Origin of the sequence: Mycobacterium sp. SMC-19 (genome assembly GCF_045310815.1) — a bacterium.
Lineage (GTDB): Bacteria > Actinomycetota > Actinomycetes > Mycobacteriales > Mycobacteriaceae > Mycobacterium.
In genome coordinates this window covers 102,542-111,679 of the sequence record NZ_JBJIAM010000012.1, presented here as the reverse complement: position 1 = coordinate 111,679, position 9,138 = coordinate 102,542, and the positions used below count along the sequence as shown (strand labels likewise).

Here is a 9,138-nt window from a genome sequence, read left to right as displayed (position 1 = left end):
AAAAACCCCGGCAAAAGCCGGGGCAATCTGTAACCGATGACGCGACTCATGTGTAACCCATGACCCGACTCATCACATGGCGGTGGCGGAGGGATTTGAACCCCCGGACGGTGTTAGCCGTCTCTCGCTTTCAAGCTACCCCGAACTGGGTCTTTACCGATTCAGCGGGGTCCAGGCGTGTCCACTGAAAACGGATCTACCTGCGCGAATACGAATTCCGCCAGGTGATGCCGAACCGGTCCAAGTGAAAAATTGGGTCAACGATGGGTCATCGACCCCGGTTCTGGGTCATCAGTAACGTCACCGCACACGGCGCGGCCCCAAACAACGAAACCGGCCCTACACCTGGAGCAGGTGCAGGGCCGGTTGGGTTGACTGGGTTACCGCGGCTTCGGCATCTCCGCGACCGGCTCGCGGCTGCAGGCGTCGCCGGCGAGGATCGGCACCGTTGCCGGCACCGCAACCCCGCCCGCGGGCACCGGCAGCGGCACCGTGAAACCGGTGCAGCGGCTGATGTCGACACGAACCCCGTCACCCGTTCCGTACGCGAACGCATCTCCGTTGCGGATCGACTGGTCCCACCGCCGAGGCATGTCCGCAACGGTCGGTGGCGGACCACTACCCGGAAGCCGCTCATTCGATGGCACGTCGCAGGACCAGTACGTGGTGTCCAGCCCCACGCCCACTGCTCCGGTGTTGTCGGGGATGCCGATCACGGTCCCGGCCGGCAACCGAAGCGTGACCGTGCAACCGACTTCTGGACGCGCGGAATGGAAGGCGAACGCCTCCCCCCGCTCCTCCGCCTTTGCTGCAGCGTCCCGGTCCACACCGGCCGGCAAATCAGCCACCTCGACGACGCCGCGGTTGCGGCGCTCCTCGTGGCGCTCCCCGGCGGCGTATCCGGCGCTGTAACTGGCGGCGGCCCGCCGACTGGCCTCAGCGACACCGCTGGCGTACCCCCGCTCGCGGGCGAGGTCCTGCGCCCACTCGACGCCGAAGGCGCAGGCCGTGGCCAGTGCCAGCACCCGCACCACTCGCACCCACCGCGGCGCCTTCGCCAGTGCTCTTCCGGGTGCACGGAGAATCCGATTCAGGCGCTTCATTTTCCACCTCCAGCCGGCAGCTTCTCGCTGGAGCCACCGCCCTTGCCCGGCGGCAGCACCAGCTTGCCGCCGGTGCCGGGCCGGGGCATGCACCCCCAGCCCATCCCGGATCCTTCGGTGATGTCGGTGTCCTGCTCCAGGATCTGAGGCACTTTCGAAATCGCCACCGCGACCTCCGCGATCCAGGCGTGGCAGATCGGCTGATCAACCGATTCGTACGGCGCCCGCCACACAACCGGGCGTCCGCTCTCGGCGGCGATCCGCAGCGCCACCGGAGTCGACTCCGAGAACGCGACCCGCTCCGGCTCCGGACCAGAGACGGTTCCGAGTCCGAACCCGATCCCGCCGGCGACGGCGGCCGCAACTGCGACCACCGCCCCGGTCAGCCACACGCGGGACGTCATGCGGCACCGCCGAATCCGTCGTCACTGGCGTAGCCGTAGCCGGTGTCAGCGGCGGGCTCGGTGACGGGCTCTTCGACCGGCGCGGAGACGGGCTCGGTTTCGGGCTCGGCTTCGGGCTCCGGGGCGAGCCCCAGCGCCTGCTCCAGGGCAGCCACATCGTGGAGAGCAGCCAACGACGCCTTCGCGCTCTTCTTTGACGCTACGGCGGCTCGCGCCGCCGTCACCCAGGCGCCGTCCACCAACGCCTGCACGCGGGCGCCGATCGAACCGGTTTTGCCACTGTCGATCTCATCGACCAGAGCGGTGCACTGCTGCGAAAGTTCCGCTGGCAGATTCCCACTCAAAACCGCCTTCTCCAGGAAACGGCAAGCGCGGTCGGCGCTGAGGCGCGGGGGCTTCGGGTTTGTCTTCGTGCTCATGTGTTTTTCCTTTCGGATTGAGGTGGTTACTTGTTGCTGTTTCGAGCGGCGTATTCGGCGACCGAATACGCCTGCATGGTGGTCAGGTCGACCACCACCGGGTGCTTCGCGCGGATGGCCTCCTGCAGAGCGCGGTCGCGGTCCGGGTCGGGGTCAGTCATCATTTCTCCTTGCGGTTGAGATGTGCTTTGAACGTTCGAGATTCGGGGTGTAGGCCGAGCGGGTCACGGGTCGGATATCACCTCCAGCGCTCGAATTTCGACGGACGCGGGATAGGCCAATCCCGTGTGATTGGAAATTGCAAGATCGGTGGCTGTATCGCACCCTGTATCGCACCTTGTATCGCCGGCTGTTTCGCGGGCTGTATGACGGCCATATCGGACGCACCGCCGCAAAAGCCGGTTCTGAGCCGAAAAACCGCCTCCCACGGCTATGTCGGCGCCGCCGGCGCCGTCTCCGTACCGGCCGCTGTATCGCGAGCCGTGTATCAGCCGGGTTATCGCGCGTGACCCGAAATAGATGATCATGCGATCACCCACTGCCCGGCCGCATCCCGCACCAAGCGCTCCCCCAGGAGCCGCGCGTCGGTTCCCGCCAACTGCGACGCGAGCGTGCTCGGGGCGACGCCCATCAGCTGCGCAATCTGACCGATCGGGCCGCCGCTCAGCACAGCCAGACCGAGTAGCCGGCGCTCTGTCAGCGCCATCGATTCGCGCGCCGATCGCAACGCGACGACGGCCGCGACGACGGCGTCCCAACGGGCAGAACCGACAGGTGCTTGAGCGATTCCGTTGAGGGGCTGCAACGCCTGCGCGTAGGTGCTGACGACAGTGTGAGCGGCCATCGGAATCGCCTCGGCGGCGTACGCGATTCCACTCGGTGTCGGCATCTTTCGGCGTCCCATCACAGCTCCTCGATCACGGTTGAATGCGTCGGCGGCGGGGCGATGGCGTACTCCCCGTTGAGCTTTTTAATGTCCGATCGGCTGGCGGTCGCTATGCGGCGCGACTCTGGATAGCTGTCGACACGGGCGCTGATTGTCTGCGTACGGGTCCGCATGCTGGTGGCCAGTGCATGGGCCGAAACGCCACCCAACCGAAGGGCGGCATACATCTTTGCGAGCGACTCGTCGACGGCGTTCTGGCCGCGCCGGTAACGAGCCAGCGCGTCCAAAACTTTCAGTGGATCCGACTCGCGCTGGGCTATCCAGCGGAGGGCTTCGAGCCGGCTCTCCTCGGCTGCTACGAGCTCGGCTGCTGCCTCCTGAACGAACTGCCTGCTGGCGGCGGAACTCTTGCGATCCCGCGCGTGGATGATGCGGGGGCTCATCGCGAAACCGCCTGTCCCGAGTGACGATTAGATGTGTCCGAAGCGGAGATAACCGCCAAAAAACCTGCACTGATTGATGATTCAGCCGCCGCGGTGGGGTAAACCTCCTGGTCAGAGCCCCTCGCCGGTTCCATGTGCCCCAAGTGACGATTCATCGCCGCTCACCCCGCTTCGCAGCGCTGGTGGAGGTCAGCCGCTGCCCAAGAGTTCCCGGCCGCATCCCCAGATCCCGTGCCGTAGTGGTGATCGGCGCCCCGCCGAGAACGGCCAGGCCCAGCAGCTCGAACATGGCTGCGTCGATGGCGACCTGACCAGCTCTGAACTTGCCTACGGCAGCTACGACTTCCGCCGGCGTCGCGTAGTCCTGCGCGGCGATCTGACGCAGCGCTGCTGCGGCGTCGGCAGCCGCGCGTCCGACTGCTGCAGCGGCTTTCGGGGCCTCGGTACGGGCGTAGAAAATGTCTTCGTGGGATGGGTTTTTCAAACGTGCCATCGTGGTCTCCCGCTCTCTCAGTTAGCGTTCTTGTGGGCGTCGCTGAGTGGTGCTGCACCCGGCTTGTAGTACTCGCTGGTGGGGTCATAAATGACGGCTGCGGGGTCCCGAACCCCGTCCGGACCGTCGAGAATCTGCACCGGCAGTGAGTTTGTGGATGGATCCGTTGCGGGGGTCCACTTCTGCCAACTCCCGTCACCGCCCGGCTCGCCGGGGAGCGGGAACTTCCAGGCGAATCGGCGTAGCCGTGGTGCCTGTCGCACCGCCGCGTCGAAGGCTTCGGAGTCGCGTCCGGGCGGGTTGAAAAACCCCTGGAACATCGCGATTTGGGGCGGAGCATCGTCGCGAATGTCCGCGACAATTCCGCGGCCCTTCTGCTTCGGGCTGATCAGTGCACCGAGCTCTTTGATGCGCTCCTGCGTGGCTCCAGGAGGGAACAGATTCTGCCTGTTGATGTCGCTCGGCGGCCCCAGCAGGACCAGGGTGGACGTGTTCACCTGAAGCTCCCCGTCCCAGGCTGCGCGGTAGGCGAATTGGCCTGCGATCAACAAGAAAATGCGAAATTCCCGCGCCTGGCTGGCGATGAAAGACAGGTTGGCGAGGGTCTCCAGCGCGCCGTCGCGGACCTCCTTGACTTTGCTTTTGGCGCGGTCATTGATCCAGGCCGGGTACTCGTCGAAAACGACCAAGAGCGGCGTCGGTCGGTACTCGATCCCCTGCTGAACCAGCCGCGCTGACAGCGCCTGGCGGCGCTCCAATTCGTCGCGGGCGTACTTCACCCCGCGGTGCAGAACCGCGTCATTCCCCCCACGCGCGGCGTTGTAACTCACCACTCCTGGGAGTCCTTCAAGGGCCAGTTTCCGCAGGTCTTTGCCCGATTTCGCATCGAGCAGGAGCACCTCAGATCCTTGCAGGCAAGCAGCTCGCACGACCGTCTGTGCGAGCACGGTCTTGCCACTGCCGCTGTCGGCGAACAGCGCCATGTGCGGTGTCTGATCCTGGTTCACCAGGATTGGCGAACCGTCTTCTCTCACCCCCAGCGGGAGCACGAAATCGGGTGCCGCTACATATCTCTCGGCTTGCGTACGGGGACGGGTAAACCAGCTGGCACGCAGCGGATTCGTCTTCGGGAACTCTCGAACGATGGGGCGCTGATTCAGGTGGATTACAGGGGTCAGACCCTGCACCGTGACCGTCAACTCCGGCATCCCGAGGGCCTGCTTCAACGCCTGTTCCGCAGCCTGCACCTGCTTGGGCAGCACCCCCTGCGGGAGGGTCATGGTGCAGGTTCCGCCACCGTCATCGGAACCGAACACGCACTTGGGGAACAGCGGCTTCTCCGGTGTTCCCATCACCAGTCCGAGCCGGTCCCACAAGTCCCAGCGCCAGTCCCCGCCGCGGTAGAACGCAGCAGTTTTCGGTGATTCCCTCCAGCCAAACGTCGAGTCAATTGCGTTGTAGCGGATGAGGTTGAACCGACCGGCAACGTCGCCTTCCGTGTACGTGTACTGACCCAGATTTCCCCGCTGTTCCGCCATCAGGATCAACGCGCGGGCGCACTCCATCTCCTGCGCTGGGTCCGCCACAGTGACGGTCACGAAGATGTCTCCGCGGTCAAGCCTGATGTCGCAGCTCACCATTCGGGGGATGCAATATTCCCCGAGCAACGCGGGGCTGGTGAGCAGTCGCTTCCACGCATCCTTCGCGTATTCAAAGCCCGTCAGGGGCTTCGCCACCTCCACTGATCCCCGTGCTGGCTGTGCCGCCGCGATTGCGGGGAGGAGCTGCACATACTCATCGACTGCCGCCTCCAGCCGACGCTCTGATTCCGCGGCTGCCGCCGCCGTCTCGACGTGCTCAGCTGGGGTCTCTGGCTCGGGTTCAGGCATCGGATCAGGCGCAGGCCCGCCAAAGTCCAAGCCAGCGAAAGGGTCGTCAGCCGCGGGCATCTCAGCTCCACTCGGGGTCGATCGTGCGGCCACCGCCACTGGCCGGCGCCGCCGGCTTCTGGTTCGTCACGGTGAGTGTGTAACCGCCCGAAGCAATGTCGCGGTCGAGCGACCCCGCACGGACTTTCAGAGCCCTCACCAGGGCCGGAAGGTGCTTCTCCAGCGTCTCCGCGGTGATGCTGCTGTGCAGAACCTGGAGCGTGATCTGCGCGTCACCGGATGCAACGGCGGCGACTCCGACGGCCCGGACCCACGAATCCCAGAGCTGCCCATCCTCACCAGTGATCTGCCGCCCCCAGCCGAGGTCACGGCTGACCTTCGACACCGCCGCGACCGCCGGCTGAATCTTCCCGTCGACGCTGGTCACAGCCTTCAAGGCGCTTCCCTCCGGCGGGTTCCAACCGTCGGCCTCGACCGACTGCTGGTACAGGCTCGCTGCCTGCTCAGGGGTCAGGATCGGCTCCGGCACCTGCTGCACCACCGGCGCCGGCTGGGGCGGCAACGGGATGCCGCGACCGCGCAGGTGGGCGTAAGGATCTTGCGGGGCAACGGGGTTCTGCTGAGCTTCCCACTGCTGCTGTTGCCACTGGTGGTGCGCGAGGTCGTAACCCCGCATTGCGGGCTCGTCGCCACTGACCTTCGCCCAGCCGATCATCGCGATGACGCCGGTGATGATGCCCGCCACCACGGCGGGTCCGACGCCGCCGAAACGGGCGACGCCGATGGTCGCGCCGACACCGATCAGAACCGCTCCTAGCCAGCGGATTCCGCCTCCGGCCAGCTCCGCTTTAGCAGCCCCGGCATGCCCCGGGCCGGCATCTTTCCGCGCCTCTCCCGGACCTTTCAGAAGCATGAAGAGTCCGATTCCGATCAACGGGAGCGCCCACCAGAGCGGGGTGTTGGCGTAGCTGCCGGGGTCCCACATGTCGTGGCGGTGCTGCTGTTCGGCTGACTTCTCCAGCGACTCGCGCAGCTGCCCGGCCGAGCAGATTGCCCGGTCAATCGGGTCATCGGAGTCGCACTCCGGCGCCGTGGCACCGGCGGTTCCGGACGCCGCAAGGGTGGCCAGAAAGGGGGTCAGAAGCGCCGCGTGAGTGGCGATCCGGGAGGTCAAAATGTCACGTCCTTCTGTCCTATTGCCCTTTGGATGTAGCTCAGGTTAGCCTCCGGTATGCGGTCGGTCAGGCATGGAAACCAGTGCAGTACAGCTGTTTTGGGCATTTCATGGGCAAGTCTGGACAACTCTGTCCAAGCCCGTCCAAGACTGGCCCTGTGACGCACATCACAGAAATAGTCGCCGAAATCGGCGCCGTGTCGCGCCAGTCGCGCCGCATTCGTCCAAGCCTGTCCAAGTTTGGGAAGTTCTGTCACACCAGCACGAGATCATCGTGCGCAGAACGAAAGTGAGCAGATATGGCCACCACCCCCGGCCCAGAACCGGTACCAGAGTCGCCGCGAGCAGTGCTCGATCGAGGCCGCGGGCTCGGCCTCGACGACGTCGCCGCGACCCTCGGAAAGTCCGTCAAAACGGTTCGGAGATTGGCACTGTCGGGTGAACTTCCCGCGTACAGAATCGGCTTAAAAATCACGGTCTTTGAGAAGGACCTCAACGACTTCATCGACGCTCGCCGCATCCTCGGAGGTGACGCAGCATGACCGACATCACCGAGATCCGTAGGGCCGCACACGCGCTGGCACTTGAGCACGGGCTGTCTCGGCAAGCAGCCGGCGCCGCCGCCGGCGTGGCTGAATTGCGCTTCCGTGGTGAGCCGATCAGTCCCGCAAGCCGCGAGCTGATCAGCCCGTACGGCGCGATCCCCTGGGTCAAAACGCACTGGGAAGAGATCCTCACCCGCGCCGGAATCGCGGAGGACCCACGATGACCGACTACGCGATTCTCGACCACCCTGGCATCGCCAGCGTCGAAGCCGTCGCGGTCGGAGAAGCCGTCCACGCATGGCTCCGCGACGGGCACGGTTGCATCGAACCCGTGCTGTCCTTCTGCGCCGGCTACGCGCGGGCGCGGACCCGCGCAATCCACCGCGGCAGGGGGTTGGCGTCGGCGGTTCTGGACATGGCTCGCGACGACATCGACGTGTTTGACCTGCGAATTCACAGCGACGAGCAGCTGCATCTGATGGGGCTGATCGACAGCTGCGTCGATGAGGTTTCCGGTCCTGCGGTGGATCAGCACCGGCGCAGAATCGCTGCGCTGGCGCGGGTTGCAGCGGTGGAGCTGATGGCGGAGACGATGCCGGAAGTCTCCTCTGCGCCGCTGGTTTGGGTGGGGGTGGAAGCGGAGGCCATGGTGCTGGAAGTGGACGTGGACGAAGTGGTTGTGGGTGATCCCGCTGCGGTAGCAGCGCGGCGTGAGGTGAGCTGGTTCGCAACGCATCAGGGCGGGTGGTGCGAGGCGAGGTACGCGGCGTGGCTGGGCGAGGAACCGCAGCGGGGAGAGCTGGTGACGCGGGTGGAAACGATGCTGCAGGCAGAGGGAATTGAAGCGATGGGAGTGGCCGCATGAGCCCAAAGAATGTCGCGCGCACCTACTGGAAATGTGTTCTGGCACTGTTCGTCACGCTGAGCGTTGCCGGAAACGTTCAGTACGCGATCCTCATCGCACCCGAGCCGTTTACGGTCGGGGCTGGCGTTGCCACAGCTGTCGCTCCACTGGCACTGTTCCTGGTCACCGAAGGCCTTACCCTCGGTGCCGGAAGTGGTGTTCGACGCGCAACCTATCGCGTAGCCGTCACCGCCCTGGCCGCAATCACCGCTGCTGCGTTCGCCGCCAGCTACATCCAGCTGCACAGCCTGCTGCTGGAGTTTCGCCTGCCCGCAATCACAGCTGTGCTCGCTCCGGCGATCGTGGATGCCGTCGTAGCGGTGTCCAGTCTGATGATCCTCGCGATGCGACCAACGGCCACTGTGGCCGCCCCGGTCGCCGGCGGCCAGGTGGTGGCCGCTCCCCCGACCGACCCGGCCGCCGAGCCGGTTGCCGGCGCGGTCGCCGCTGCACGTACGAGTGCGGGGCTGCACCTCGTTGCCGGTCCCGGTGATCACAACATGGGCGGCAGCGACCACGCAGCGGCCGGGGCGGCCGGCATACCCATGACCAGCGCCGACGCCCACCTCGACCGGGCGGCGGAGTTGGTGGCGGCCGGGGTGGTGAAGGCGCCGCCGCCCACGGTCGCTGCGGCACTGGCCGGACTGGCCGACGGTGGCAGCCACCGTGCCGTCGCGGCGGCCACCGGGCTGCATCGGACGTCGGTGAGCAGGTTGGCGGCGGCCGCCGAGGAGGCGGTCGGCGTCGGGTGACGGCCATAGTGGCGGCCGAGTGCCCGGTCGCTGATCAGTGACGGCCCCTGACTCTGCGGAGTCGGGGGCCGTTCCGTTTCGGGAACGGCTGCAGACGCGCCGCGGGGGAAATACGCCGATAAGGAG

The 9,138-nt window shown here is 66.0% G+C and carries 13 protein-coding genes; 4 read left to right on the top strand and 9 right to left on the bottom strand.

Annotated elements, in window-relative coordinates:
* Positions 1-380: 380 nt before the first annotated feature.
* From ACJH5R_RS20955 to ACJH5R_RS20915, 9 genes are all read right to left on the bottom strand, one after another.
* Positions 381-1,103, bottom strand: coding sequence for a hypothetical protein (locus ACJH5R_RS20955; RefSeq protein ID WP_406782811.1), 723 nt, complete (start codon positions 1,101-1,103; stop codon positions 381-383).
* A complete protein-coding gene (locus ACJH5R_RS20950; protein WP_406782810.1) occupies positions 1,100-1,507 on the bottom strand; it encodes a hypothetical protein in 408 nt (135 codons plus the stop codon). The genes ACJH5R_RS20955 and ACJH5R_RS20950 overlap by 4 nt, the downstream gene beginning before the upstream one ends.
* Positions 1,504-1,926: a hypothetical protein gene (locus tag ACJH5R_RS20945; RefSeq protein ID WP_406782809.1), complete on the bottom strand. Its 423-nt coding sequence runs from the start codon at positions 1,924-1,926 to the stop codon at positions 1,504-1,506. Before ACJH5R_RS20945 ends, ACJH5R_RS20950 begins: the two co-directional genes overlap by 4 nt.
* 26 nt (positions 1,927-1,952) lie before the next feature.
* Positions 1,953-2,087, bottom strand: a complete 135-nt coding sequence (locus ACJH5R_RS20940) for a hypothetical protein (RefSeq protein WP_406782808.1) — start codon at positions 2,085-2,087, stop codon at positions 1,953-1,955.
* Between the two features lie 362 nt (positions 2,088-2,449).
* On the bottom strand, positions 2,450-2,830 hold the full coding sequence (locus tag ACJH5R_RS20935; protein ID WP_406782807.1) for a hypothetical protein: 381 nt from the start codon (positions 2,828-2,830) through the stop codon (positions 2,450-2,452).
* Complete coding sequence (locus tag ACJH5R_RS20930) at positions 2,830-3,255, bottom strand: hypothetical protein (RefSeq protein ID WP_406782806.1); 426 nt, start codon at positions 3,253-3,255, stop codon at positions 2,830-2,832. Before ACJH5R_RS20930 ends, ACJH5R_RS20935 begins: the two co-directional genes overlap by 1 nt.
* Before the next feature lie 151 nt (positions 3,256-3,406).
* On the bottom strand, positions 3,407-3,748 hold the full coding sequence (locus ACJH5R_RS20925; RefSeq protein ID WP_406782805.1) for a hypothetical protein: 342 nt from the start codon (positions 3,746-3,748) through the stop codon (positions 3,407-3,409).
* Between the two features lie 17 nt (positions 3,749-3,765).
* Positions 3,766-5,484 (bottom strand): hypothetical protein, encoded by a 1,719-nt coding sequence (locus ACJH5R_RS20920; protein ID WP_406782804.1) that lies wholly within the window; start codon positions 5,482-5,484, stop codon positions 3,766-3,768.
* A gap of 214 nt (positions 5,485-5,698) precedes the next feature.
* Positions 5,699-6,811, bottom strand: coding sequence for a hypothetical protein (locus ACJH5R_RS20915; RefSeq protein ID WP_406782803.1), 1,113 nt, complete (start codon positions 6,809-6,811; stop codon positions 5,699-5,701).
* 299 nt (positions 6,812-7,110) lie between these two features.
* Between ACJH5R_RS20915 and ACJH5R_RS20910 the strand changes: the two genes are divergently transcribed.
* From ACJH5R_RS20910 to ACJH5R_RS20895, 4 genes are read left to right on the top strand one after another with little or no spacing between them, the layout of a single operon-like run.
* Positions 7,111-7,353 (top strand): helix-turn-helix domain-containing protein, encoded by a 243-nt coding sequence (locus tag ACJH5R_RS20910; protein WP_406782802.1) that lies wholly within the window; start codon positions 7,111-7,113, stop codon positions 7,351-7,353.
* Positions 7,350-7,580 (top strand): hypothetical protein, encoded by a 231-nt coding sequence (locus ACJH5R_RS20905; RefSeq protein WP_406782801.1) that lies wholly within the window; start codon positions 7,350-7,352, stop codon positions 7,578-7,580. The genes ACJH5R_RS20910 and ACJH5R_RS20905 overlap by 4 nt, the downstream gene beginning before the upstream one ends.
* On the top strand, positions 7,577-8,221 hold the full coding sequence (locus ACJH5R_RS20900; RefSeq protein WP_406782800.1) for a hypothetical protein: 645 nt from the start codon (positions 7,577-7,579) through the stop codon (positions 8,219-8,221). Before ACJH5R_RS20905 ends, ACJH5R_RS20900 begins: the two co-directional genes overlap by 4 nt.
* Positions 8,218-9,012: a hypothetical protein gene (locus ACJH5R_RS20895; RefSeq protein WP_406782799.1), complete on the top strand. Its 795-nt coding sequence runs from the start codon at positions 8,218-8,220 to the stop codon at positions 9,010-9,012. Before ACJH5R_RS20900 ends, ACJH5R_RS20895 begins: the two co-directional genes overlap by 4 nt.
* Positions 9,013-9,138: the final 126 nt, after the last annotated feature.